This window comes from Promicromonospora sp. NFX87, from assembly GCF_048564965.1.
Lineage (GTDB): Bacteria > Actinomycetota > Actinomycetes > Actinomycetales > Cellulomonadaceae > Promicromonospora.
The window spans coordinates 4,932,280-4,956,586 of record NZ_CP183413.1 but is presented as its reverse complement, the minus strand read 5'-3'; the positions used below and the strand labels follow the sequence as shown (position 1 = coordinate 4,956,586).

The 24,307-nt window shown below is 70.9% G+C and carries 23 protein-coding genes; 18 read left to right on the top strand and 5 right to left on the bottom strand.

The annotated features are described in order from the left end of the window. The first annotated feature begins 2 nt into the window (after positions 1-2). The 6 genes from ACNYC2_RS22265 (at position 3) to ACNYC2_RS22240 (ending at position 6,635) form a co-directional block, all read left to right on the top strand. Positions 3-908, top strand: coding sequence for a carbohydrate ABC transporter permease (locus ACNYC2_RS22265; RefSeq protein WP_419703877.1), 906 nt, complete (start codon positions 3-5; stop codon positions 906-908). Continuing rightward, positions 898-1,770, top strand: a complete 873-nt coding sequence (locus ACNYC2_RS22260; protein ID WP_419703876.1) for a carbohydrate ABC transporter permease — start codon at positions 898-900, stop codon at positions 1,768-1,770. Before ACNYC2_RS22265 ends, ACNYC2_RS22260 begins: the two co-directional genes overlap by 11 nt. A gap of 107 nt (positions 1,771-1,877) precedes the next feature. Continuing rightward, positions 1,878-2,759 (top strand): sigma-70 family RNA polymerase sigma factor, encoded by an 882-nt coding sequence (locus tag ACNYC2_RS22255; protein WP_419703875.1) that lies wholly within the window; start codon positions 1,878-1,880, stop codon positions 2,757-2,759. Positions 2,760-2,834: 75 nt separating this feature from the next. Continuing rightward, positions 2,835-3,698: an SDR family NAD(P)-dependent oxidoreductase gene (locus ACNYC2_RS22250; protein ID WP_419703874.1), complete on the top strand. Its 864-nt coding sequence runs from the start codon at positions 2,835-2,837 to the stop codon at positions 3,696-3,698. A gap of 259 nt (positions 3,699-3,957) precedes the next feature. Further along, positions 3,958-5,799 (top strand): BCCT family transporter, encoded by a 1,842-nt coding sequence (locus ACNYC2_RS22245; RefSeq protein WP_419703873.1) that lies wholly within the window; start codon positions 3,958-3,960, stop codon positions 5,797-5,799. A 47-nt stretch (positions 5,800-5,846) separates the two neighbouring features. Further along, positions 5,847-6,635, top strand: coding sequence for a GNAT family N-acetyltransferase (locus tag ACNYC2_RS22240; protein ID WP_419703872.1), 789 nt, complete (start codon positions 5,847-5,849; stop codon positions 6,633-6,635). A 3-nt stretch (positions 6,636-6,638) separates the two neighbouring features. On the opposite strand, the gene ACNYC2_RS22235 is transcribed toward ACNYC2_RS22240, so the two are convergent. Together ACNYC2_RS22235 and ACNYC2_RS22230 are read right to left on the bottom strand one after the other, a co-directional pair. Continuing rightward, positions 6,639-7,169: a GNAT family N-acetyltransferase gene (locus ACNYC2_RS22235; RefSeq protein ID WP_419703871.1), complete on the bottom strand. Its 531-nt coding sequence runs from the start codon at positions 7,167-7,169 to the stop codon at positions 6,639-6,641. A 9-nt stretch (positions 7,170-7,178) separates the two neighbouring features. Then, positions 7,179-7,760, bottom strand: coding sequence for a histone deacetylase (locus ACNYC2_RS22230; protein WP_419703870.1), 582 nt, complete (start codon positions 7,758-7,760; stop codon positions 7,179-7,181). A gap of 197 nt (positions 7,761-7,957) precedes the next feature. Here ACNYC2_RS22230 and ACNYC2_RS22225 point away from each other — a divergent pair, with 197 nt between their 5' ends. From ACNYC2_RS22225 to ACNYC2_RS22205, 5 genes are all read left to right on the top strand, one after another. Next, positions 7,958-8,401 carry a cold-shock protein gene (locus ACNYC2_RS22225; protein ID WP_419703869.1) on the top strand — a complete coding sequence of 148 codons (444 nt, stop codon included), beginning with the start codon at positions 7,958-7,960 and terminating at the stop codon, positions 8,399-8,401. A gap of 236 nt (positions 8,402-8,637) precedes the next feature. Continuing rightward, the gene (locus ACNYC2_RS22220) at positions 8,638-10,452 is read left to right on the top strand and encodes an ABC transporter substrate-binding protein (RefSeq protein WP_419703868.1); all 1,815 of its coding nucleotides are present in this window, start codon (positions 8,638-8,640) and stop codon (positions 10,450-10,452) included. Positions 10,453-10,646: 194 nt separating this feature from the next. Next, positions 10,647-12,164 (top strand): ABC transporter permease subunit, encoded by a 1,518-nt coding sequence (locus tag ACNYC2_RS22215; RefSeq protein WP_419703867.1) that lies wholly within the window; start codon positions 10,647-10,649, stop codon positions 12,162-12,164. A 27-nt stretch (positions 12,165-12,191) separates the two neighbouring features. Continuing rightward, positions 12,192-13,190 (top strand): ABC transporter permease, encoded by a 999-nt coding sequence (locus ACNYC2_RS22210; protein WP_419703866.1) that lies wholly within the window; start codon positions 12,192-12,194, stop codon positions 13,188-13,190. Between the two features lie 2 nt (positions 13,191-13,192). After that, entirely contained in the window at positions 13,193-15,022 is a 1,830-nt protein-coding gene (locus tag ACNYC2_RS22205; RefSeq protein WP_419703865.1) for an ABC transporter ATP-binding protein, read from the top strand. A gap of 141 nt (positions 15,023-15,163) precedes the next feature. On the opposite strand, the gene ACNYC2_RS22200 is transcribed toward ACNYC2_RS22205, so the two are convergent. After that, positions 15,164-16,132: a hypothetical protein gene (locus ACNYC2_RS22200; RefSeq protein ID WP_419703864.1), complete on the bottom strand. Its 969-nt coding sequence runs from the start codon at positions 16,130-16,132 to the stop codon at positions 15,164-15,166. 38 nt (positions 16,133-16,170) lie between these two features. After that, complete coding sequence (gene dapD, locus ACNYC2_RS22195) at positions 16,171-17,118, bottom strand: 2,3,4,5-tetrahydropyridine-2,6-dicarboxylate N-succinyltransferase (protein WP_419703863.1); 948 nt, start codon at positions 17,116-17,118, stop codon at positions 16,171-16,173. Between the two features lie 43 nt (positions 17,119-17,161). Between dapD and dapE the strand changes: the two genes are divergently transcribed. The 4 genes from dapE (at position 17,162) to ACNYC2_RS22175 (ending at position 20,467) form a co-directional block, all read left to right on the top strand. Beyond that, positions 17,162-18,301: a succinyl-diaminopimelate desuccinylase gene (gene dapE, locus ACNYC2_RS22190; protein ID WP_419703862.1), complete on the top strand. Its 1,140-nt coding sequence runs from the start codon at positions 17,162-17,164 to the stop codon at positions 18,299-18,301. A 9-nt stretch (positions 18,302-18,310) separates the two neighbouring features. After that, complete coding sequence (locus ACNYC2_RS22185) at positions 18,311-19,165, top strand: TIGR00730 family Rossman fold protein (RefSeq protein WP_419703861.1); 855 nt, start codon at positions 18,311-18,313, stop codon at positions 19,163-19,165. Continuing rightward, entirely contained in the window at positions 19,166-20,155 is a 990-nt protein-coding gene (locus ACNYC2_RS22180; RefSeq protein ID WP_419703860.1) for a dihydropteroate synthase, read from the top strand. It abuts the gene before it with no gap. A gap of 144 nt (positions 20,156-20,299) precedes the next feature. Continuing rightward, a complete protein-coding gene (locus ACNYC2_RS22175) occupies positions 20,300-20,467 on the top strand; it encodes a DUF3117 domain-containing protein (protein ID WP_419703859.1) in 168 nt (55 codons plus the stop codon). 52 nt (positions 20,468-20,519) lie between these two features. On the opposite strand, the gene ACNYC2_RS22170 is transcribed toward ACNYC2_RS22175, so the two are convergent. After that, positions 20,520-21,092: an O-methyltransferase gene (locus ACNYC2_RS22170; RefSeq protein WP_357445173.1), complete on the bottom strand. Its 573-nt coding sequence runs from the start codon at positions 21,090-21,092 to the stop codon at positions 20,520-20,522. Positions 21,093-21,337: 245 nt separating this feature from the next. Between ACNYC2_RS22170 and sigE the strand changes: the two genes are divergently transcribed. From sigE to ACNYC2_RS22155, 3 genes are read left to right on the top strand one after another with little or no spacing between them, the layout of a single operon-like run. Beyond that, the gene (gene sigE / locus ACNYC2_RS22165; protein WP_377139156.1) at positions 21,338-21,871 is read left to right on the top strand and encodes an RNA polymerase sigma factor SigE; all 534 of its coding nucleotides are present in this window, start codon (positions 21,338-21,340) and stop codon (positions 21,869-21,871) included. Further along, a complete protein-coding gene (locus ACNYC2_RS22160; protein ID WP_419703858.1) occupies positions 21,868-22,818 on the top strand; it encodes a zf-HC2 domain-containing protein in 951 nt (316 codons plus the stop codon). The genes sigE and ACNYC2_RS22160 overlap by 4 nt, the downstream gene beginning before the upstream one ends. After that, positions 22,815-24,266 carry a S1C family serine protease gene (locus ACNYC2_RS22155; RefSeq protein ID WP_419703857.1) on the top strand — a complete coding sequence of 484 codons (1,452 nt, stop codon included), beginning with the start codon at positions 22,815-22,817 and terminating at the stop codon, positions 24,264-24,266. The genes ACNYC2_RS22160 and ACNYC2_RS22155 overlap by 4 nt, the downstream gene beginning before the upstream one ends. Positions 24,267-24,307 lie beyond the last annotated feature (41 nt).

The following is a 24,307-nucleotide window of genomic DNA, read 5'->3' as shown; positions in this document are numbered from 1 at the left end:
CGGTGGCAGCTCTGTCCGCGGGACATGTCTCGGCGGCGGTCCGCCGGGACTGGCTCGTCGGGTACGTCATGGTGGCGCCGGTGGTCCTCGGGGCGCTCGCGTTCGTCGTCCTCCCGCTGTGCATGGTGGTCTGGTACTCCCTGCACGAGTGGAACGTCCTGGCGAACACGTTCACGTTCGTCGGCGCCGAGAACTACCAGCGCATGGCCGCCGACGGCGGGCTCGCGGACGCGCTCCTGGCGAGCCTGTGGTTCTCGGTGGGGCTCGTCGTCCTGAACATCGTGCTGGCGCTGCTGCTCGCCGTCCTGCTCGACCAGCGCCTGCCCGGCACCACCACGTTCCGGACGTTCTTCTTCTCGCCGGTCGTCGTGTCGCTGGTCGCGTGGACGATCGTGTGGAGCTTCCTGCTGCAGGCCGACGGCGGCATCAACGGCTTCCTCGCGCTGCTCGGCGTCGACGGCCCGAACTGGCTGCGCCACCCGACGACGGCGATGGTGTCCGTGATCGTCGTCCAGGTCTTCAAGAACGTCGGGCTCAACATGATCCTGTTCCTCGCGGCGCTGCAGGGCGTGCCCGAGGAGCTGCAGGAGGCGGCCCGGCTGGACGGCGCCGGCGCGTGGCGGCGGTTCCGGTCGATCACCCTGCCGCTGATCAGCCCGACGATCCTGCTGGTCTCGATCATCACGATCGTCGGCTCGCTGGAGGTCTTCGCGCAGATCGACGTCCTCACGGGCGGAGGTCCGGGGAGCTCGACCACGGTGCTCGTCTACTACCTGTACCAGCAGGCGTTCCAGTTCAACGAGTTCGGGTACGCCAGCGCCATCGCGGTGCTCCTGTTCGTCATCGTCCTCGTACTGACGCTCCTGCAGTGGCAGTCGCGCAAGAGGTGGGTCTTCCATGAGGTCTGAGTCGAGGTCCGAGGTGCTGCCCGCCCGGCTCCGCCGGCGCTGGACCCGGTGGCTGCTCGTCGCGCTGCTGACCGTGCTGAGCGTGCCGTTCGTCTTTCCCACCTGGTGGATGGCGACGTCCAGCCTCAAGCCGATGAGCGAGATCCTGCGCCGGGTGCCGACGATCTGGCCGCAGGACCCGTCGCTGGACGCCTACGGCAAGGTGTTCACGCTGCAGCCGTTCGCGCAGCAGTACTGGAACTCCCTGTACATCGCGGCGCTGGTCACCATCGGCACGATGCTCGTGGCCGCGATGGCGGGCTACGCGTTCGCGCGGATCCGGTTCCCGGGGGCGAACGCCCTGTTCGTGCTGGTGCTCGTCGGTCTGCTCGTGCCGTCCGAGGTGACGATCGTCCCGCTGTTCCGCATCGTCAACACGCTCGGGCTGATCAACACGCACTGGCCGCTGATCGTCATCCCGATCCTCGGGGCACCGGCGGTCCTCGCCGTGTTCATCATGCGGCAGTTCTTCCTGGCGCTCCCGGCGGAGCTCGAGGAGGCGGGCCGGATCGACGGGCTCGGGCGGTGGGGGATCTTCTGGCGCATCGCCCTGCCGCTGGCGCGGTCGGCCCTCGGCGCCGTCGCGATCTTCACGTTCCTCAAGTCCTGGAACCTCTACCTGGAGCCCATCGTCTACCTGTCCAGCAAGGAGAGCTTCACACTGCCGCAGGCGCTGACGCAGTACGTCGACGCGTACGGCGGCCCCATGTGGAACGTGCAGCTCGCCGCGACGACGCTCACCGTGCTGCCCGTCCTCGCCGTGTTCCTCGTGGCGCAGAAGCAGTTCGTCCAGGGGCTGGCCCACAGCGGGCTCAAGGGCTGAGCGGCACCGGCCGACGGCGTCGGTGGTCACCCTGGGACCGGCGGTTACCTTGTGCGGGCCTGATCCGTCGTCACCTGTGACGGATCCCGCCGAAGGAAGGTAACGACATGACCGCACCACGCCCGGACGACGCAGTCGCCGTCGCGTTCGAGGAGCAGCGCGGCAGGCTCGTGGGGGTGGCCCACCGCATGCTCGGATCGCGGGCGGACGCCGAGGACGCGGTGCAGGAGGCGTGGCTGCGCCTGTCGCGGCAGGACACCGCGGCGATCGACAACCTCGCCGCCTGGCTGACGACGGTGGTGGGTCGTGTGTGCATCGACGTGCTGCGCTCGCGCAAGGTGCGGCGCGAGGAGTCGTACGAGGACCGGCTGCCGGACCTCGTGGTGACCGAGGACGGCGAGGGGGCACCGGAGGACGGCGCCCTGCTCGCCGACTCCGTGGGCCTCGCCCTGCTCGTGGTGCTCGAGACCCTTGGCCCCGACGAGCGGCTCGCCTTCGTGCTGCACGACATCTTCGCCGTGCCGTTCGACGAGATCGCCCAGATCCTCGGCAAGTCCACCGACGCGTCGAAGATGCTCGCCAGCCGGGCCCGCCGGAAGGTGCAGGGCACGCACCGCCGGACCGACGAGCGCGACCGGCAGCGGGCGGTCGTCGACGCCTTCCTCGCGGCCGCCCGGGGTGGCGACTTCGAAGGCCTGCTGCGGGTGCTCGACCCCGACGTGACGTGGCGTACCCACACGTCGCAGGGCGTAGTGGTCCGGCTGGGTGCGACAGAGGTCGCCGCGAAGGTCCAGCAGGCGGTGCACTCGAAGGCGACAGCACGCCGCGTCCTCGTCAACGGCGAGCCGGGAATCATGGTGTGGGGCGCGAACGGCACGCCGCAGGCAGTCATGGCCTGCACCGTCGTGGACGGCCGGATCGTCGAGATGCTGTCGGTGCTCGATCCGCAGCGGCTCGCGGCCATGGACCTCCCGGGGCTGCCCGCCTGAGCCGCCTGTTACCTCCGCCGGCTCGGGCCCGTCGTCAGGGTGTACGCACATCCCGGCAAAGGACGGAAGCACACCATGACCAAGACCTGGTTCGTCACCGGATCGTCCCGCGGCCTGGGCCGCAGCTTCGTCGAGGCGGCCCTGTCGCGCGGCGACCGGGTGGCCGCGACCGCCCGTGACACCGGCACCCTCGACGAGCTCGTCTCCACCTACGGCGACGCGGTGCTCCCGCTCGCGCTGGACGTGACCGACAGGGCCGCGGTGCTCGAGAGCGTGCGGCGGGCGGCGGAGCACTTCGGCAGCCTCGACGTCGTCGTGAACAACGCGGGCTACGCCCAGGTCGGCGCGATCGAGGAGCTGTCCGAGCAGGAGCTGCGGGACCAGCTGGAGACCAACCTCTTCGGTGCGGTGTGGGTCATCCAGGCCGCACTGCCCTACCTGCGGGAGCAGGGTTCGGGTCACATCATCCAGATGTCGTCGGCCGCCGGGCTCATCGCGTTGCCGCTCGGCGGCGCGTACCACGCCTCGAAGTGGCCGCTCGAGGCGCTGAACGAGTCGCTCGCCCAGGAGGTCGCCGAGTTCGGTATCAAGGTGACCGTCGTCGAGCCAGGCGGATTCGCCACGCGGTCGGGCAAGAACCCGAACCCGCTGGACAACGGGCACATGGCCACGCCCAACCCGGTGTACGACGGGCTCCGTGCGCGCCTCGCCGAGCTCACGGGCAAGCAGCCTGCCGGCGACCCGGCCGCCGCGGCCCGGGCGCTCCTGAAGATCGTGGACTCCGACAACCCGCCGCTCCGGGTGATGTTCGGTCAGGGGTTCTACCCGCTGCTCCAGCAGGTCTACGCCGACCGGCTCAAGACGTGGGCGGACTGGCAGGACCTCTCGGCGGAGGCCCACGGCGACCTCGAACGAGCAGCCGGCGGAGCTCCTGCCTGAGCCGCCCGCCGTCCCGGCCGGCACCCGGGCGCTCCCGCCCGGCCGGGACGCACCCCGCCCGGGTGGCCGGTGCGTGGTTCCGGAGCGATCTTTGAAGCAGGGAGCGCCGGATGCGCGCCCTGGCGCCCACCCGTGGCGGGGGTGAAATTTGGATGTGGTGCTAGCGTGAAGCGCTCTGTATCCGCCGCGTCATATGTAAAGGAGTTCTGGCGCCCCGGTGTGACAGCCCGGAGATCCGGGCGGGAGGGGAGCCGCTGTGATGAGTACTTCAGAATCCACAAAGTCCCTGCTGGGTCAGGTCCAACGCGCCGCTCGCCGGGTCGAGCGCGCGGGGCGCGGCCCCGACGAACACCGTGTCGGTACCGACAAGGTCGTCTTCGGCGTCGCGGGCCTGATCGCCGTCGCCTTCATCGTCTGGGGCTTCGCGAGCCCCGACAGTCTCGGCACGGTGGCCGACGCCGCCCTCGCCGGAGTGCTGCAGAACTTCGGCTGGCTGTTCGTGATCGCCGCCACCGTCTTCACCATCTTCGTGCTCGTCGTCGCGGCGGGCCGGTTCGGCAAGATCACCCTGGGCCAGGACGGCGAGAAGCCGCAGTACAAGACCTCCTCCTGGATCGCGATGATGTTCGCGACCGGGATGGGCATCGGCCTCATGTTCTACGGCGTGGGCGAGCCCCTGTACTTCTACATGGCTCCGCCGCCCGGCACCGTCGAGGGCTCCACCCCGGAGGCCGCGGCCACGGCCATGGGCACCACGCTGTTCCACTGGACGCTGTACCCGTGGGCCATGTACGCGATCGTCGGCCTCGGAATGGCCTACGGCACCTACCGCCTGGGCCGTGCCCAGCTGTTCAGCTCGATGTTCACGTCGCTGTTCGGGCGCAAGGCCGTCAACGGGGTCGGCGGCCGGGTCATCAACATCCTCGCGATCCTCGCGACGCTGTTCGGCTCCGCCTGCTCGCTGGGCCTCGGCGCCCTGCAGATCGGCGGCGGCCTGCAGCACTCCGGCTTCCTCGGGACCGTCGGCACCGCGACGCTCGTGATCGTCATCGCGATCCTGACGGCGCTGTTCGTGCTCTCGGCGGTCTCCGGCATCGAGCGCGGCATCCAGTGGCTGTCCAACGCCAACATGTGGCTCGCGCTGGTGCTCGCGATCATCGTCTTCATCGGTGGCCCCACGCTCTTCATCCTGAACGTGCTGCCCGCGTCGCTCGGCGCGTTCGTCGGCAACCTGCCCGAGATGGCCTCGCGCACCGCGGCCTCCGGCGACCAGTCCCTGTCCGACTGGATGGGCACCTGGACGATCTTCTACTGGGCCTGGTGGGTGTCCTGGACGCCGTTCGTCGGCCCGTTCATCGCGCGCATCTCGCGCGGCCGCACGGTGCGCCAGTTCGTCGTCGGCGTGCTGCTCGTGCCCTCCATCGTCTCGACCCTGTGGTTCGCGATCTTCGGCGGCGGCGCCATCGGCCTCCAGGAACGCGCCGAGCAGGCACAGGACGCCGGCTCGGCGCTCGCCGCCATCGGCGAGGCCGGGGCCGACATCAACTTCGACCTCATCCTGTTCCAGACGCTCGGCGCCCTGCCGGTGCCCGGCTGGGTAGGGCTGGCCCTGATGGGCCTGGCGGTGGTGCTCGTCGCCATCTTCTTCGTCACCGGTGCCGACTCCGCCTCGATCATCATGGGCGGCCTCTCCGAGAACGGCGCCGAGCACCCCAGCCGCAGGTCCGTGGTGTTCTGGGGCGTGAGCACCGGTGCGGTCGCCGCCGCGATGCTGCTGGCCGGCGGCGACGACCCGGCCAGCGCCCTGAACGGGCTGAAGAACATCACCATCGTCTCGGCGCTGCCGTTCGTCGTGGTGATGCTCGTGCTCTGCGTCGCCCTGTGGAAGGACCTCTCGCGCGACCCGCTGGTCCTCAAGCAGGAGCTGGCGGTCCAGGTGCTCGCCGAGACGGTGGACACCGGCGTCGAGAAGCACGACGGCGAGCCGTTCGAGCTCGCCACCTCCGCGTCGCCCGCCGAGGCGGACCCGGACGACACCCCGGTCACCCCGGAGAACGGCGTGCCGGCCGTGACCGAGGGCGGCGTCGCGGTCAAGGAGTAACCGATATTCCGTTGCCGGGCCACGGCCCGGCAACGGACGGTGTACCCATGACCGACACCTCCCGCCTGCTCCAGGCGTACGACGAGCAGCTCCGTACCGACGCCGAGACGCCCAGCGCCATCTCGGTGACCCACCTGGGACCGCTGCGCCTCGTGACCTTCCTGGGCGGACGTGGCTTCGTCACGTACCGCGACCTCGGCGGGGCCGACGAGCCCCAGGTGCGCAAGCTCGTCGCCGACGCCATCGCCCACTTCCGCGCCGACGGCGGCATCACGAAGGTCGAGTGGAAGACCCGCGGCCACGACCACGCCCCGGGCCTGCACGACGCGCTGCTCGAGCACGGGTTCGTCCCGGAGGATCCCGAGTCGATCATGATCGGCGAGGCGGAGGCGCTCGCCGCCGACGTCCCGCTGCCCGACGGCGTCACCCTGCGCCAGGTCACCGAGGAGGCCGACGTCCGCGCGATGTGCGCCATGCAGGACGAGGTGTTCGGCGCCCCCGTGTCCGACGAGACGGCGAACGCGATCCTGCGCAGGCAGGCGCTGGGCGACGGCATGGAGCTATGGGTCGCGGAGGCCGAGGGGCAGATCGTCACCGCCGGCCGGCTGGAGCCGGTCGCGGACACCGAGGTCGCGGGGATCTGGGGCGGCAGCACCCGGCCGGAGTGGCGGGGACGCGGCATCTACCGCGCGCTGACGGCGGCCCGTGCGCGCTCGGCCCTCGCGCTGGGCAAGACCCTGATCCACAGCGACTCGACCGAGTACTCGCGCCCGATCCTCGAGCGATACGGCTTCGTCAAGGTCTCCACGACGACGCCGTATGTCTGGGAGCGCTGAGCGTCACCCCGGCCGCCGTCGGCCCATGATGTTGGCCGGCTCGGTGACGCCCGCGTACCGGAACCCGGGTACCAGGTCGACGAACCCGAGCCGGCCGTAGAGCACCTTGGCGCGGTCGGCGGGGTCGGCGGTCGTGGACAGCAGGGTGTGCCGGTGGGGGATCCGGTCGAACAGCCCGCGCAGCAGCGCCGTCCCGAGCCCCCGGCCCTGGTGCTCCGGCAGGATCTCCAGCTCGTTGAGCTCGAACGCGTCCTCGGTCCAGGCCGCGTGGCCCGCCTGCGCCAGCGCCGGGCCCACCTGCTGCGGCCACCAGTGCCCGGGCTGGTAGTCGAACCCGTACACGAACCCCACGAGGTCGGCGCCCTCGAACGCCCCGAGGGTCAGTGCTCCGTCGTACAGCGGGAGATAGGCGAGCCGGGTGTCCCGGAAGTGGTCACGGCGTTCGTCGGAGTAGCCGAACGCCCGCTGGAAGACACCGGCGATCTCGTCCGCGCGCCGCAGTACCTCCGAGGTCTCCACCGTGCGGATCGTCATGTCCGCACGCTAGCGCCGGCGGGGGGCGTCGTCGCGGGGGAGCACGGCGGCCAGGTAGGCGGTGACCTCGGCGTCGGACCAGCCGTGCGCCTCGCGCAGCCCTGCCTCGATCATCGCCAGGTACGCGGCCGACGGCGCGGCATGTGGCGCCTCCGCGTGCCCGTACGGTGCGGTGAACGTGAGCATCGGCAGCCCGTCCATCCGCCCGACGGCGACCAGGGTCTCGTACCGGCCCGGCCCCGCGGCGTGCCGCCCCTCGATGCCGGCGAGGAGCACGGCCTCCAGCGGGTCGTCCGCCGCGGGCGAGCGGTGCATCTCCTGCGCCGCGACGTCGGCGAGCTGGGCGGCGGTGATGCGGTACGCGCGGGCCGCCGTCGGGCCGACGGCGTAGTGGTCGTAGAACGCCACGCCACCGCCCCACACGGTCGACTCGCCCGTGAACCAGAGGCGTCCGGGGAGGTGGACCGCGCGGTCCTCGCTCGGGAGGGTCCGGTCGCGCGCGCCCGGGTAGTGCCGTCGCGCCCCCGTCGGGCGCCCGCCCGTCAGATAGCAGGCGAGCCGGGCCCGGGCCATGTTCGACCCGTAGCTCACGTACCAGACCTCGGCGCTCAGGGGCGATCTCCTCGGGACGGTGGTGCGGCACAAAACGCCATCGACGTTACGCCTCGTCGTCCGATTCGCCCACCCGCGCCGGAACCTGGCCGACACGACGTGCGTTGGACAGCCCGAGTTGGACAAGCGTCCTAGACTCGGGCGTGCAGGGATTCTTACGAGGCGGAGTGTGTGTCGTGGTTCAAGGCAAGGTCATCAGGTTCGATGAGGTTCGCGGCTACGGGTTCGTTGCGCCGGACACGGGCGGCGACGACGTGTTCATCCACGTCAACGACCTCGAGTTCGACAAGCGCCACCTCGCGGTCGGCGCAGTGGTGGACTTCGCGGTGGAGGACGGTGACCGGGGCCTGAAGGCCTCGACCGTCACCCTGGTCGCGCCCGCCCCGGCGCTGACGGCGTCCGCCGTCTCCGCGGTGGCCCACGCCGCGCCCGTCCCGGCATTCCTCCCGCCGCTGCCCGACGCCGCCTCCCGGCCCGACGGCGAGGCGCCGTCCGAGCGGGAGCTCGCCGTCGAGGTCACCGAGGTTCTTCTCGCGGGGGTGCCGACCCTCACTGCCGAGCAGGTTCTCGCCGCCCGGGGTGCCTTCGTCGCGGTGGCGCGCTCGCACGGCTGGATCTGATTCCGCTTCGCGGTGTTACCGCTCTGTTTCCTTCTCTGATGCGCGGAGACGGTACCGCTACGGGGCGATATCAGGTCGGTAACGATCAAGTCCGGCAAACGGTGAAGTAGGGCAAACCCTCCCATCGCGTGAGTAGCGTGAGCGGAAACCATGACGGTGACGGACGTCTCACCCCCGGCGCGCGCTGCGGCGCGCCGCCAGGAAGTCCGATGCCGGCATCCCCTTGAGGAGGAACATTGAAGATCAGGCGACTGAGTGCCGCTGTGGCGGTGACCGCCACGAGCGCGTTGCTGTTCTCCGCGTGCACCAGCCCGGCGGGCGGCGACAACCCGGCGGACGGCGAGTCCACGGAAGCGACGGCCACGGCCGATGGTCCGTGCAAGGCCGATCTCGGCGACATCGAGACCGCTGACGGCGAGGTGAAGGTGTCGATCGAGGACGAGTTCCTCGGCTACAACACCAACACGCCGGAGACGTACTCCGTCTACAACAGCGCCGTGACCGAGCGCATCTTCGGCAGCTTCTGGTACTTCGGCGACACCGGCGAGATCTGCGCGGACGAGGAGTTCGGCACCTACGAGGCCACCTCCGAGGACCCGCTGGTCGTCGAGTACACCCTCAACGACGAGGCTGTCTGGTCGGACGGTACGCCGGTCACGTACGCGGACTACCTCCTCGACTGGGCCACCCAGGCGATCACCGAGGACGGCAAGGTGACCGACGACGGCTCCGAGGCGCCGCTCTTCAACCACATCTCCGGCCTCACCCTCGGTGACTACGTTCCCGAGGGCCCGCAGGCGGACTCCCCGGACGCCAAGTCGTTCACCTACGACTACGAGCGCGTCTACGCCGACTGGAAGATCCTCGTGGGCGGCGCCTTCCCGGCGCACGTCGTCGCGGAGCAGGCCGGCATCACCACCGAAGAGCTCGTCACCGCCATCCAGGAGCTCGACCTCCCGGTCCTGAAGAAGGCTGCCGAGTTCTGGGACAAGGGCTGGCTGTCGCAGCCGGGCGAGGTCCCGGACCCCGCGATCTCCCCGGTCAACGGCCCGTACAACTTCAAGGCCGACGGCTGGGAAGCCGGCCAGTACCTCACGCTCGAGGCCAACACCGAGTACTGGGGCACGCCTGCCGCCACCAAGGAGCTCACGTTCCGCTTCATCGGTGCCGACGCCCAGATCCAGGCGCTCGCCAACGGTGACCTCGACGTCATCAACCCGAGCGGCCCCACGGTCGACACCGTCACGCAGCTCGAGTCGCTCGGTGACGCCGTCAAGGTCGACACCAACCAGAACCTGACCTGGGAGCACCTGGACTTCAACTTCAAGTCCGGTATCTTCGCGGACAGCCTGGAGGCCCGTGAGGCGTTCGCGCTCTGCGTGCCGCGCCAGAAGATCGTGGACGACCTGATCAAGCCGATCGACCCCGAGGCCGTCGTCATGAACGCCCGCGAGGTCTTCCCGTTCCAGCCGAACTACGAGGCCACGGTCTCCGAGGCCTACGACGGCCGGTACGACGAGGTCGACCTGGACGCCGCCAAGGAGAAGTTCGCGGCGGCCGGCCTCAAGGAGGGCGAGAAGGTCCGGATCGGCTACTCCGCCCCGAACCCGCGTCGTGCCTCCGAGATCGAGGCCATCAAGTCCTCGTGCGACCAGGTGGGCTTCGACATCGTCGACAGCGCCTCGCCGGAGTTCTTCGACAAGGACCTGCCGAACGGTGACTACGAGGTAGCGCTGTTCGCCTGGGCCGGCTCGGGCCAGATCGCCTCCGGTCAGAACATCTACGCGACGGACGCTCCGCAGAACTACGGCGGCTACTCCGACGACACCGTCGACGCCGCCTGGGAGACGCTGGCCTCCTCGGTCGACGAGGCCGTGCACGCCGAGCAGACCGTCATCATCGAGAAGCAGCTCTGGGACACCCTCTTCGGTATCCCGCTGTTCTCCCACCCGGGTGTGATCGCCAGCAGCTCGACCCTGAGCAACGTGCGTAACACCGCCGCCCAGAGCGGTGTCCTGTGGAACGCCGAGCAGTGGGCTCGCGCCTCCTGACGAGGGCCTGACGCAATACCTGCGGGGAAGGGAGCGTCTGTTCCCTTCCCCGTAGGGCTGTCTACCGCCATTCAGGATTATTTCCACCCCTGACCTGGGGCGATGATGGCAATTTTCATCCGGTGTCCTATAGTGACACGCTGATCGCTTTCCCCAGCAGACGCCGTGCTGCGTCCGCCTCGAAGGGCCACCCCGTGCTCAAGTTCATCCTCCGACGCATCGGCGTCTCGGCGCTCGTCCTGCTCGGCGCCTCAATGCTCATGTTCTTCCTGACCATCAACTCGGGCGACCCCCTCAAGGATCTCCGGGAGTCGAACAACCAGAACCGCGCGCAGCTCATCGCCGAGCGCACCGAGCGGATGCGTCTCAACGACTCGCCCTGGGAGCGGTACTGGGACTGGCTGACCGGCGTCGGCGGGTGCTTCACCGGCAAGTGCGACCTCGGCGTCAACGTCAACGGCGTCGACGTGCTGGGCCTCACCCAGCAGGCGGCGTCCTCGACGCTGCGGCTCGTCACCCTCGCCACGCTGCTCGCCATAGTCGTCGGTGTCGCGCTCGGTATCCTCACCGCGATCCGTCAGTACTCCGGCTTCGACTACACGATCACGTTCAGCGCGTTCCTCTTCTTCTCGCTGCCCGTGTTCTGGGCCGCGACCCTGCTGAAGGAGTACGCGGCGATCCAGTACAACAACTGGATGGCGGTGGGGCAGTACGCGCCATGGACCATAGTGATCGCCGCGATAGTGGCGGCGTTCGTGCTCCAGGCAGTGCTCGGCGGGTCCAGGAAGCGCCGGCTCGTCACTGCCGCGACGGTGTTCGCGTTCGTCACGGTGCTGCTCTTCGTCTTCAACGCGCTCGACTGGTGGCGCCAGCCGATGTTCGGGGCTGGTGGTGTGCTGCTGGTCTCGGCCGCCGCGGGTGTGCTGGTCACGGCCCTGGTCGCCGGGCTCCGCAACCGGCGGGCGCTCTACGCGGCGCTCACCACCGCCGTCGTCGGCGTGATCGCCTACTTCGCGCTCGCCCCGCTGCTGCTGGCCCCGTCGTGGCCGCTGCTCATCGGGCTGTTCGTGGTCACCCTGGTGGTCTCGGTGGCGATCGGCGCCGCCTGGGGCGGTTACGCCCGCAAGCAGGCGATGCTCGTCGCCGGCATCACGGGCACGATCACCAGCATCATGGTCGTGGCCGACATCCTCATCTCGCACTGGGCCAGCTTCCTGAGCCTCAAGTCGCGTCCCATCTCGACCATCGGCTCCCAGACGCCGAACTTCACCGGCGAGTTCTGGGAGCGGCTGCTCGACATGGGCACGCAGATCCTGCTGCCGACCATCCTGCTCACGCTGGTCTCCGTGGCGAGCTACTCCCGCTACACGCGGTCGTCCATGCTCGAGACGATGAACCAGGACTACGTGCGCACCGCGCGGTCGAAGGGCCTGTCCGAGCGCGAGGTCATCGTCAAGCACGCGTTCCGCAACGCGCTGATCCCGATCACGACGATCGTCGCGTTCGACTTCGCGGGCCTCATCGGCGGCGCGATCATCACCGAGCAGGTGTTCGGCTGGAAGGGCATGGGTGCGCTGTTCCAGGACGGACTGAACGCCGTCGACCCCGCGCCGGTCATGGCCTTCTTCCTCGTCACGGGTGTTGCCGCCGTGCTGATGAACCTGGTGGCAGACCTGGCCTACGCAGCCCTCGACCCTCGGATCCGGCGCTGAGCGCGGGTCACGGCAGGAGACACAGACATGAGTGACATCAGGAACAGCACCCCCGGCGGCGAGGACTACGAGCCCCAGATCTCGGCGACCGGCACCGACGCGGTCGGCCTCGCGGCCGGCGGCTCGGCCGGCCCGCTGCCCGGCGAGGACAAGTCCTACAGCCAGGGCCAGCTCGTGGCACGCCGCTTCTTCCGGCACAAGGCCGCGCTCACCTCGATGATCGTGCTCGGCCTCATCATCGTCGTGGCGTTCACGTCCATCGGCACCGGCCCCATCCCGGGCTGGTGGCCCAAGGACTACACGCTCCAGTACGACAAGATCGGCGACGGCGCGCCCACCTGGGCCTACCCGTTCGGCCAGGACACGGGCGGCAAGGACTACTTCGCCCTCGTGATGCGCGGCACGCAGTTCTCGCTGATCATCGCGTTCTCCGTCGGCATCATCTCCACCATCGTGGGCACGCTGGTCGGGGCGCTGGCCGGCTTCTACCGCGGCTGGGTCGAGTCGGTCCTCATGCGGCTCACCGACGTCTTCATCGTCATCCCGCTGCTGGTGGTCGCGGCCGTGCTCGGCAAGACCGCGGCGGGCTGGGGGATCTGGGGTCTCGCCCTCGTGCTCGGCCTGATCACCTGGACCGGCCTTGCCCGCCTGGTTCGCGGCGAGGTGCTGTCGCTGCGCGAGCGCGACTTCGTGGTCGCCGCCCGGGCGGTCGGCACGAGCTCGTGGCGCATCATCACCCGGCACGTGCTGCCCAACTCGGTGGGCGTGATCATCGTGTCCGCGACGCTGGCGATCGCCGGGGCCATCCTGCTCGAGACCGCGCTCAGCTACCTCGGCTTCGGTGTGCAGGCGCCCGACACGTCACTCGGCACGCTGATCGACGAGTACCAGTCCGCCTTCGCCACCCGGCCCTGGCTGTTCTGGTGGCCCGGCCTGATGATCCTGACCATCGCCCTGTGCGTGAACTTCATCGGCGACGGCCTGCGCGACGCGTTCGACCCCCGCCAGAACCGGACCAAGGACTGAGCATGACAACTCTCGACATCAGCGCGCCCGGTCCCGTCGCGGCGGCCGGCGACGCCGTCCTCTCCTTCGAGGGCCTCAGCGTCACGTTCAAGACGGAGTTCGGCGACGTGCACGCGGTCAAGGGGATCGACCTGGAGGTGCGCCCCGGCGAGGTCGTGGCGCTCGTGGGCGAGTCCGGCTCGGGCAAGTCCGTCACCTCGATGACGGCGCTGGGCCTGCTGCCCAGCAACGCGCGGGTCAGCGGCACCATCCGCGTGGGCGACAAGGTGGTGGGCGGCCTCGACGGCCGGGGGCTGCGTGACATGCGCGGCAACGACGTGGCCATGGTCTTCCAGGAGCCCATGACCGCGCTGAACCCCGTGCTCACCATCGGCGACCAGCTCACCGAAGGCCTCCAGCTGCACGGCATCGCGTTCGGCAAGCAGGCCATGGCGCGTGCCGCGGAGCTGCTCGCCATGGTCGGCATCCCCGAGCCGGAGCGCCGGCTCAAGCAGTACCCGCACGAGCTGTCCGGCGGTCAGCGTCAGCGCGTGGTCATCGCCATGGCCATCGCGTGCGACCCCAAGGTGATCATCGCCGACGAGCCCACCACGGCCCTCGACGTGACCGTGCAGGCCGACATCCTCGATCTGCTGCGCTCGCTCAAGGACAAGCTGGACACCGGCATCCTGCTGATCACCCACAACATGGGTGTCGTGGCGGACATGGCGGACCGCGTCGCCGTCATGCTCAAGGGCGATCTCGTGGAGACCGGCACCGCCGACCAGGTGCTCAACCACCCCCGCCACGAGTACACGAAGCGCCTGCTGGCCGCCGTGCCCCACCTGGGGTCCGGGCCGGGCCAGTTCGGTGACGTCGCCCCGGTGGCGGCGGCTCCGGAGGACCTGCCGGCGCTCGACCTGGGCAACCTGGTCATCGAGTACCGCCGGCTGGGCAAGCCCACCTTCCGGGCGGTCGACGACGTGTCGCTGACCGTGGCGCAGGGCGAGATCGTCGGGCTGGTGGGCGAGTCGGGTTCCGGCAAGTCCACCATCGCCAAGTGCGCGCTCGGGCTGATCCCCGCCGCGTCCGGCTCGGTCTCGATCCTCGGCAGCGACTTCACGAGGACGCGGGGCAAGGAGCTCAAGGCCCTGCGCCGCCGCATCGGCGTCGTGTTCCAGGACCCGGCGTCGTCCCTGAACCCGCGCCTGCCGATCGGCGACGTGATCGCGGAGCCGCTCGTGGTGCACAAGGAGGGCGACGACAAGTCGCGGCGCCGCCGCGTGCTGGAGCTGCTCGACGCCGTCGAGCTGCCCCGCAGCGTCTACAACCGCTACCCGCACGAGCTCTCGGGCGGCCAGCGCCAGCGCGTGAGCATCGCCCGCGCGCTCACGCTCGACCCGGAGCTGCTGGTCGCGGACGAGCCGACGTCGGCCCTCGACGTGTCCGTGCAGGCCAACGTGCTGAAGATGTTCACGGCGCTGCAGGAGCGGTACAAGTTCGCCTGCCTCTTCGTGAGCCACGACCTCGCGGTGATCGACCTGCTCGCCCACCGCGTGGTGGTGCTGCAGAACGGCAAGATCGTGGAGCAGGGTCCGCGCGACGAGGTGCTGCACCACCCCCGCGAGGAGTACACGCAGCGCCTGATCGCGGCGGCGCCCGTGCCGGAGCCGCTGGAGCAGCGCCGTCGCCGCGAGGCGCGGCACGCGCTGCTGAACAAGCTCGGCGACGAGGTCGCGGAGCTGCACGTGGACGAGGACTACGAGCGTCCCCGGCCGCGGCAGGACGAGGGCGGCAACTCCTCCGGTTTCGGCGGCTTCATGGCGGCCGGCGGCGGCGACAGCAGCAGCTGACCCGCCGAGATAGAACTGCAGCGAAGTAGAACCGAGGTTGGTTCTACTTCGCTGCAGTTCTATCTCGCCAGAGTTCTACTTCGCCCTGGTTCTACTTCGCCAGAGTTCTGTCTCGCCCTGGTTCTATCTCGGCGGGGCCGGCTACTCGGCAGTGTCCACCGTGATGCGGACCTCGCCCGGGGCGAGCCGGGTCTCGGCGCCCACCCAGGCGGCCTCCTCGCGGAGCCACACGCGGTCGGCCACGTGCACCTCGACGGCCCGCGTGGCATGGGCCGTCGCGACGGCCCACTGGCCGGTCGCCCAGCCGCCGCGCTGGGGGTCGTCCGGCGTGAGCGGCGTCGCGTCCACGGTCACCGTGGAGGACGCCGGGTCCTGCCGGTTCGGGTCCGCGGCGCCGGTCGCGGGAGCGAGCCCCAGGTCGCGGCCCAGGCGCCCCGCGACCACGTCGCGGGCGGCGTCGGGCGCGAGCTGGTCGCTCTCGGCGACCGGACCCAGCTCGCACGACAGGGCCCCGGGGGAGTTGCCGGTGAGGGCCGACGCCCAGGCGCGCGACCGCGTCTCGTGCTGGGCGTAAGCGTCCGGGTACGCCGAGCGCTGCACGGTCTGCGCGGCCTCCGTCACCGCCATGTCCTTGTACCCGTCGACCTCCACCAGCACGTCGTAGAACGCGTTGGTCGAGTACACGGGGTCCATGATCTCCTCGACGGTGCCCCACTGCTGCGAGGGGCGCTGCTGGAAGAGGCCCACCGAGTCGCGGTCGCCGTAGTCGATGTTGATGAGCTTCGACTCCTGCAGCGCGGTGGCCAGCCCGATCGTCGCCGCCCGTGCGGGCAGCCCGCGGGCGACGGAGGTGCCGGCCACGAGCGCCGCGTTGTCCGCCTGGTCGGGCGACAGGTACCAGTCCGAGCCGTTCAGCTTTGCGGCGCACCGTTCGGTGACCGGACCGGCGCCGGTCAGGCTGTTCAGCCCCACGACCACGCCCACCGTCGCGACGGCGCACACCGACCCGACGGCCAGGACGTACTTGAGGGCGCGTCTCAGCGGCCGGTGCGACCGCGGACCGTCTACGGGCGGCGGGGCCGGTGGACCGGCCTCGGCCAGGAGTGCCATGCGTGCTCCCTGTTGTCCGTGCTGGTCAGAGTTGCAGGTCAGTTGGCGTGCAGAGCCTCGTTGAGCTCGATCCCGACACCCGTCCGGTCGAGGACCTCGACGGCGCCGTTCGTGGAGTTCCGCCGGAACAGGAGGTTGCTGCGGCCCGCGAGGTCGCGCGCCTTGACCGCGGCGGTGCCGTCACCGGTCGGGTCGACGGCGGCGCCCAGCACGGTGACCTTGCTCCCCGCCGTGAGGTACAGGCCCGCCTCGACGACGCAGTCGTCCCCGAGCGGGATACCGAGGCCAGCGTTGGCGCCCAGGAGGCACCGCTCGCCGAGCGAGACGACTTCCTTGCCCCCGCCGGACAGGGTGCCCATGATCGAGGCGCCGCCGCCGACGTCCGAACCGTCTCCGACGGTGACGCCGGCCGAGATGCGGCCCTCGACCATCGACGAGCCGAGGGTGCCGGCGTTGTAGTTCACGAAGCCCTCGTGCATCACGGTGGTGCCCGGGGCGAGGTAGGCGCCGAGGCGGACCCGGTCGGCGTCGGCGATACGGACGCCCGACGGGACCAGGTAGTCGACCATGCGCGGGAACTTGTCGACGCCGAACACCGTGACGTGGCCGCGGGCGCGCAGACGCAGGCGGGTCTCCTCGAAGCCCTCGACGGCGCACGGGCCGGCGCTGGTCCAGACGACGTTCGTCAGCACGCCGAAGATGCCGTCCAGGTTGAGCCCGTGCGGGCGCACGACCCGCGCCGAGAGCAGGTGGAGCCGCAGGTAGGCGTCGGAGGTGTCCTTGGGCGGGTCCGCGAGGTCGATCTGCGTGCTCACGACCTCGAGCCGCACGCGACGGGTCTCGTCCGTGCCGACGAGCGCCGTGAGGGCCTCGGGCGCGGTGGCGCCGGCGGGTGCCTCGCCGAGGGCGGGCTCCGGGTACCAGGTGTCGAGGGTGGTGCCGTCGTCGGCGATCGTGGCAAGGCCGAAACCCCATGCGGTCGTCATGGCTTCAGCCTAACGGCCCTGACCAGCACCTAGGGTTGGGCCTGTGGACAACGTGATCGACCCTGCTCTGCTCGACCCGACGGGCAACCCGACCGGTAAGAAGTCCGACCTCGTCGCCCTGACCAGGGCCATCTGCGACATCCCGTCCGTCAGCGGGGACGAGACGGCCCTCGCGGACGCGATAGAGGCTCTGCTGCGCGGCTGTGCGCACCTCGAGGTGCTGCGCGACGGCGATGCCCTGGTCGCACGGACGAACCTGGGCCGGGACCGGCGCGTCGTCGTGGCCGGGCACATCGACACCGTGCCGATCGCGGACAACCTGCCCACGCGCCTGGTGGGTGCGGGGGACGACGCCGTGCTGTGGGGGCGGGGGACCGTCGACATGCTGGGCGGGGTGGCCGTGGCGCTCGCGCTGGCGGTCGAGCTGGGGGCGCCGGGCAGCGAGCCGGCGCACGACCTCACGTGGATCTTCTACGACCACGAGGAGGTCGACTCGGCGCTGAACGGCCTGGGCCGCCTCGCGCGCAACCACCCGGAGCTCCTGCGGGGCGACTTCGCGATCCTCGGTGAGCCGACCGACGCCGGGATCGAGGGCGGATGCAACGGCACGATGCGTATCGAGCTGCGCACCCGCGGCGTCGCCGCGCACTCGGCGCGGGCCTGGACCGGCGAGAACGCGATACACGCCGTGGCCCCGGCGCTGGCCCGGCTCGCCGCCTACGAGCCGCGCGAGGTGGAGGTCGACGGCCTCGTCTACCGCGAGGGCCTCAACGCGGTGCGGATCGAGGGCGGCATCGCGGGCAACGTGATCCCCGACGCGTGCGTGGTCGAGGTGAACTACCGCTTCGCGCCGTCACGTTCCGTCGAGGAGGCCGAGGCCCACCTGAGGGAGGTGTTCGAGGGCTTCGACGTGGTCGTGACCGACGCCGCCGGCGGCGCGCGCCCGGGCCTCGACGACCCGCTGGCCGCCGAGTTCGTGCGGTCGGTGCTCGCCACGACCGGCGGTGTTCCGGCGCCGAAGTACGGGTGGACCGACGTCGCCAGGTTCTCCGAGCTGGGCGTCCCGGCGGTCAACTTCGGCCCTGGCGACCCCCTGCTCGCGCACAAGGACGACGAGCACCTTCCGGTGGCGCAGCTCGCGCAGTGCAGGGACGCGCTGCGAGCCTGGCTGCTCGGCGGATAGTTTGGGCGCATGAGCGACGACGGCATTCCACAGTCCGGCCGCGGTTACCGCCGCGGCCCGGTACTGCTCCGCGGGAACCAGATCCCGCAGACCACCACGGACCAGCGGCTCCTGGCCTCCGACCAGGGCAGCGACTGGCTGCACGGCGACCCGTGGCGCGTGATGCGCATCCAGAGCGAGTTCGTCGAGGGCTTCGGCGCGCTCGCGGAGCTCGGCCCGGCGGTGTCGGTGTTCGGTTCGGCGCGCACCAAGCCGGATCACGAGGACTACCTCGCCGGGGAGACCGTGGGCAGGTTGCTCGTGGAGGCCGGGTACGCCGTCATCACGGGTGGTGGACCCGGCGTGATGGAGGCCGCGAACAAGGGTGCCGCCGAAGCGGGTGGCACATCCGTGGGTCTGGGTATCGAGCTGCCCTTCGAACAGGGCGTCAACGAGTACGTGAATCTGGGCATCAACTTCCGGTACTTCTTCGCGCGAAAGACGATGTTCCTGAAGTACGCGCAGGGATTCATCGTGATGCCCGGGGGATTCGGCACCTTCGACGAGCTGTTCGAGGCAGTCACCCTTGTTCAGACGCACAAGGTGACGCAGTTCCCGCTCGTCCTGGTGGGCAAGGAGTACTGGGGCGGGCTCCTGGAATGGATCCGGTCCACGGCGCTGGCGCACGGCACCATCAGCCAGGCCGACCTCGACATCATCTACCTCACCGACGACCCCGCCGAGGCGGTGGAGCACGTCGTCGAGCGGGTGCACCAGATCGAGGCGGAGCAGGCCGCGCTGCAGGCGGCCGCGGCCGCGGAGCGTGCCACCGAGGAGGCAGCGCTCGAGGGCCCCGGCCTGCCGAGCACCGTGGGCGGCGCATAGGTGGACGGTCCCGACGTCCCCGCCGCGGCGGTTCCGCGCGGGTCCGCGCCGCTGGTGCTGCGCGGACGCGAGGTGGGGCGCGACGGGCGCGCCGTGCGTCCCGTCGTGATGGCGGTCCTGAACCGCACCACCGACTCGTTCTACGCCCCTGCCCGGCTGCCCGACGACGCCGCCGCGCTGGCCGCGGCGGAGCGCGCGTACGAGGACGGCGCGGAGATCCTCGACGTCGGCGGTGTCCGGGCCGGCCACGGGTCGCCGGTCGACGAGGCCGAGGAGATCCGCCGCGTCGTCCCGTTCGTGGCGGCGGTCCGCCGCGCGGTGCCCGACCTGCTCGTCTCCGTCGACACCTGGCGTGCGGGCGTGGCCCGCGCGGCGATCGACGTCGGCGCCGACCTGATCAACGACACCTGGGCCGGGCACGATCCGGCCCTGGTGGAGGTGGCGGGAGCAGCCGGCGTCGGCGTCGTCTGCTCCCACACGGGCGGGGCGACGCCGCGCTCGGACCCGTACCGCGTCGAATACCCCGACCTGTCAGACGCACAGGTCACTGCGGTGACCCACGCGTCTGACACGTCGGGGGGTGACGGGCGGGACGGCCTGCTGGCCGACGTCGTGACCACCCTCCGCGCCGCCGCCGAGCGGGCCGTGGAGTGCGGGGTCCCGCGCGGGTCGGTCCTCGTCGACCCGACCCACGACTTCGGCAAGAACACCTGGCACTCCCTGCACCTCCTGCGCCGCACCGGCGTGCTGGCGGGGCTCGGCTTCCCGTTGCTGATGGCGCTCTCCCGCAAGGACTTCGTGGGGGAGACGCTCGACCTCCCGCCCGAGGAACGGCTGGAGGGGACGCTGGGCGCGACGGCGGTGGCGGCATGGCTCGGAGCCCGCGTCTTCCGCACCCACGACGTGGTCGCCACACGACGTGTTCTCGACCTCGTGGCGGCGGTCCGGGACGAGGCGCCACCGGCCGTCGCGCTGCGCGGTCTTGCCTGATCCGGGCCTGATCGGACGAGGGGCGACGAATTGGCGCGTGGAAAGTAAGGGGCGCCAATTGAACTAGAATGGTTCTGTGCCCTCGGCGTTCGCCGGGAACATGAATGCTGCTACACACCGGACAACGGAATGGGAGAGCCACACATGGCTGCGATGAAGCCGCGAACGGGTGACGGACCGCTCGAGGTCACCAAGGAGGGGCGCGGCATCGTCATGCGTGTGCCGCTCGAGGGCGGCGGTCGGCTCGTCGTCGAGCTCAACGCGACCGAGGCAAGCGAGCTCGGCGACGCTCTCCAGACCGTCGTCTCGTAGGAACTGATCCTCGCGCTGGCCGTCCGCCGTGGAAACCGGCCCTCCCGGCGGGTCAGCGACGGACGGCCAGCAGCAAACCGTCTCCGCTCGGCAGCATGGCAGGCAGCACCCGCTCGTCGTTCCGCAGGGTCCGGCCCACCTCGCGCACCACTGTGGTGAGCTCGTCGCGGCGGGCAGGATCCGCCACCCGGTCCCGCAGCAGCGCACCGTCGATCGCGAGCACGCCCCCCGGGCGGAGCAGCCGCAGGGCCTCTTCGACGTACTCGGGGTAGCCGAGCGGGTCGCTCGCCACGAGCACGAGGTCGTAGGCGCCGTCCGCCAGGCGCGGCAGCACATCACCCGGCCGGCCGGGGATGATCCGCGTGCGCTGGGGGGCGACGCCGTCCTCGGCGAACGCCGCCCGCGCCGCCCGCTGGTGCTCCACCTCACGGTCGATGGTGGTGAGCTGGCCGTCGTACGGCATCCCCCGGAGCAGCCAGAGCGCCGCCACACCGGCACCGGTGCCCACCTCCACCACGGCATGCGCCCTCGTCGCGGCGGCGAGCACCCGGAGCACCGCGCCGACGCCGGGCAGCACGGCCGGGCAGCCCAGCTCGGAAGCGCGTTCGCGGGCGCGCAGGAGCACCTCGTCCTCGGGGACGAAGGCCTCGCTGTAGACCCATGCCGCGACCTTGCCGTGGCCTGACGGCTCCGCTGTGCTGATGGCTTCCTCCGCTGGAGTCGGACAGTTGTGTACATCACGTGCGGCGTCAGGGTACAGCCCGTGGGAACGCCTGGGCTTTGACGTACGTTGAGAGGACGATGACTTCTGTGAGCACTCGCGCAGCGGACCTGAGCGCGTCGGCACCTTCCGGGGCCGGCGCCGTCGACATGCCATGGCAGCCGCCTACCTGGGAAGAGATAGTCCGTGAGCACTCCGCTCGGGTCTATCGGCTGGCCTACCGGCTGACCGGCAACAAGCAGGACGCCGAGGATCTCACCCAGGAGACCTTCATCCGGGTGTTCCGCTCGCTGTCCAGCTACACGCCCGGCACGTTCGAGGGCTGGCTGCACCGCATCACGACCAACCTGTTCCTCGACGGCGCGCGCCGCAAGAAGCGCATCCGCATGGAGGCGATGGGGGACGACGACGGTCACGTCGCCGACACGGGTGACTTCGGCCGCCCCGAGCGCGGGTACGAGCACGCCAACCTGGACCAGGACGTGCAGAAGGCGCTCGACGCCCTGCGCCCCGAGTACCGCGCCGCCGTCGTGCTGTGCGACATCGAGGGCCTGAGCTACGAGGAGATCGCCGTGACGCTCGGCGTCAAGCTCGGGACGGTGCGTTCCAGGATCCACCGGGCACGCGCCCAGCTCCGCGACGCACTGGAGCACCTGGCGCCCACGCGCGGGGGCGTGCGATGAGCCACCTCGGGGACCTGATCAGCGCGCTCGCGGACGGACAGCTCTCACCCGCCGAGACCGAGCGGGCGCTGTCCCACGTGACGATGTGCCGTCTGTGCGCCCGCGAGCTGGACTCGGCTCGCGCGGCCCGGCGTGCGCTCTCCTCCGCTGCCGACGTGGTGCCCGACCCGGCGCTCACCGCGCGCCTGATGGCGCTGCAGGCGAGCATCCCGCCCACCGACGACGACCCGCTGCGCCGGCCCTTCCTCGGCCCCGACCCGCTGTCGGTGCCGATGTGGCAGACGTCTGCGTTCGACGTCGGTGCCGGGTTCGACGGCCGTGTCGACCGTCCGGCGCGGCGCCGTCGTGCCGCGCGGATCACCGCGCTCGGGGTGGGCGGCGTCGGCGTCCTGGGGCTCGCCCTGTTCACGCTGGGCGACGTCCCTGTGGTGTCCCCGCAGCTCTCCGCGCAGACCAGCATGACCATGCTGGGCCGCACGGGCCCGGACACGGCGGCGGCCGGCCAGGACGTGCTCGCGACGCTCGACGTCGCACCCGACCAGCTCACGCCCGCCGCGCTCGACTGGGCGGCGGACAACGGCTGGGCCGCGCCCGCCGAGCTGCCCGAGGGGTACACCGTCTCGGCGATGCGGCTCGTGGGTGACCAGGGACAGACGCTCGAGATCGACCTCGTCGGGCCGTCCGGCCACGCCGTGGTCCGTGAGCGCCCGGGCCAGCTCGCCCAGGACGGCGCCGTCGGCACCGGGGGAGTCCAGGTGCTCGCGTCGGAGCCCGCCCACGTGGCATGGCAGTCGGAGGACATGGTGGTCGACGTCGTCGCGGACGCGCCGGATGAAGTATTGACCCAGCTCGTGGCGTCCTTCGGTGAGCATGGCTACGATGCCGGGGTCCTGCCCCGCATCGCCCGCGGCTGGCACACCGTGACAGGAGCCATCGAAAGCCCATGACCGACGAGAACCCGTTCGCGCCGCCCACGCCGCGTGCAGCAGTACCTTCCGCGAACGAGTCGAGGACTCCGGCCGCGGATCCCGCACCCGTACCCGCGCCGCCCACAGCGCCCGAGCAGGTCACCGAGCAGCTTCCGGTCCCGGCACCGCCGGCTGCGGGTCCCGGTGAGCAGCCCACCGAGCAGCTCCCGGCGTCGGGGTTCCTGACCACCGTGGCGGCCCCCTCGCCCGGCGGGACGAGCACCGGCCAGCCGCACGCGCCGCAGCACGCACCGCAGGAGAACCCGCACCAGGCCCCGCACGGGACCGAACCGCACGCCACGACGAAGGGCGCCAGGTCCCGGCGCGGCAAGCTCGGCGCGCGTGCCGTGTCCGCCGTCGTGGCGCTGGGTCTGCTCGCGGGTGCCGGTGGTGGCGCTGCCGCCTTCGCGCTGCTGGAGTCGCAGGAGTCCGCCCGACCGGCGGACGCCGCGCTCCCGAAGCCCGCGGCGGGTGCCACCCAGGTGGAGCGTCCCGAGGGTTCGGTGGCCGCCATCGCCGCAGCGGCGCTGCCGAGCGTGGTCTCGATCGAGGTGCGTGCCCAGCAGGGCGTCGCGACCGGGTCGGGCATGATCCTCAAGGCGGACGGCTACATCCTCACCAACAACCACGTGGTCGCCGAGGCGGCATCCGGCGCGGACGTCACGGTGACGTTCTCGGACGGCCACGAGCAGCCCGCCGAGCTCGTGGGCGCGACCCCGGACTACGACCTCGCGGTGATCCGCGTCAAGGAGAAGGGCCTGGAGCCGCTCGTCCTCGGCGACTCCGACGAGGTGGTGGTCGGCGACTCGGTCCTCGCCGTCGGCTCCCCGCTGGGCCTTGAGGCCACGGTCACGACCGGGATCGTCAGCGCGCTGCACCGTCCCGTGAAGGCGGGCGAGGCCGCCGAGGCCGCGTTCATCGACGCCATCCAGACCGACGCCGCCATCAACCCCGGCAACTCGGGCGGGCCGCTCGTGAACTCCGCGGGCGAGGTCATCGGCATCAACTCGGCGATCGCGCAGGGGCCGGGCACGACAGGGGCCACCGGCAACATCGGCCTCGGCTTCGCGATCCCGTCCAACCAGGCGCGGCACACCGCCGAGCAGCTGATCGAGACGGGTACCGCGACGTTCCCGATCATCGGCGTGCTGCTCGACCCGGCCTATCAGGGAGAGGGCGTGCAGGTCTCCAAGGAGCCCCAGCAGGGCACGCCCGCCGTGACGCCGGACGGTCCCGCCGACCAGGCGGGCCTCAAGCCCGGCGACGTGATCCTCTCGATCGACGGCCGGCCGGTGTCGGTGGCCGACGAGCTCATCGTCGCCATCCGGGCCAAGGCGCCCGGCGATCCGGTCACCCTCGAGGTGCGTTCCGACGGCGACGAGCGTGATGTCCGCGTAGTCCTCGAAGAGCGGTCGAGCGGTCAGTGAACCGGGTTCATCTGGCGTTCTCCGGCTGGTCTCGCGACGCG

What these genes read in the sequence shown, in the direction of transcription:
- ACNYC2_RS22235 (WP_419703871.1), bottom strand. Translation starts at nt 7,169, where the DNA reads ATGACGATCCGCACGGTGGAGACCTCGGAGGTACTGCGGCGCGCGGAC.
- ACNYC2_RS22210 (WP_419703866.1), top strand. Translation starts at nt 12,192, where the DNA reads ATGAGTGACATCAGGAACAGCACCCCCGGCGGCGAGGACTACGAGCCC.
- ACNYC2_RS22175 (WP_419703859.1), top strand. Translation starts at nt 20,300, where the DNA reads ATGGCTGCGATGAAGCCGCGAACGGGTGACGGACCGCTCGAGGTCACC.
- ACNYC2_RS22160 (WP_419703858.1), top strand. Translation starts at nt 21,868, where the DNA reads ATGAGCCACCTCGGGGACCTGATCAGCGCGCTCGCGGACGGACAGCTC.
- ACNYC2_RS22205 (WP_419703865.1), top strand. Translation starts at nt 13,193, where the DNA reads ATGACAACTCTCGACATCAGCGCGCCCGGTCCCGTCGCGGCGGCCGGC.
- ACNYC2_RS22250 (WP_419703874.1), top strand. Translation starts at nt 2,835, where the DNA reads ATGACCAAGACCTGGTTCGTCACCGGATCGTCCCGCGGCCTGGGCCGC.
- sigE (WP_377139156.1), top strand. Translation starts at nt 21,338, where the DNA reads ATGCCATGGCAGCCGCCTACCTGGGAAGAGATAGTCCGTGAGCACTCC.
- ACNYC2_RS22155 (WP_419703857.1), top strand. Translation starts at nt 22,815, where the DNA reads ATGACCGACGAGAACCCGTTCGCGCCGCCCACGCCGCGTGCAGCAGTA.
- dapD (WP_419703863.1), bottom strand. Translation starts at nt 17,118, where the DNA reads ATGACGACCGCATGGGGTTTCGGCCTTGCCACGATCGCCGACGACGGC.
- ACNYC2_RS22240 (WP_419703872.1), top strand. Translation starts at nt 5,847, where the DNA reads ATGACCGACACCTCCCGCCTGCTCCAGGCGTACGACGAGCAGCTCCGT.
- ACNYC2_RS22200 (WP_419703864.1), bottom strand. Translation starts at nt 16,132, where the DNA reads ATGGCACTCCTGGCCGAGGCCGGTCCACCGGCCCCGCCGCCCGTAGAC.
- ACNYC2_RS22260 (WP_419703876.1), top strand. Translation starts at nt 898, where the DNA reads ATGAGGTCTGAGTCGAGGTCCGAGGTGCTGCCCGCCCGGCTCCGCCGG.
- ACNYC2_RS22255 (WP_419703875.1), top strand. Translation starts at nt 1,878, where the DNA reads ATGACCGCACCACGCCCGGACGACGCAGTCGCCGTCGCGTTCGAGGAG.
- ACNYC2_RS22245 (WP_419703873.1), top strand. Translation starts at nt 3,958, where the DNA reads ATGAGTACTTCAGAATCCACAAAGTCCCTGCTGGGTCAGGTCCAACGC.
- ACNYC2_RS22185 (WP_419703861.1), top strand. Translation starts at nt 18,311, where the DNA reads ATGAGCGACGACGGCATTCCACAGTCCGGCCGCGGTTACCGCCGCGGC.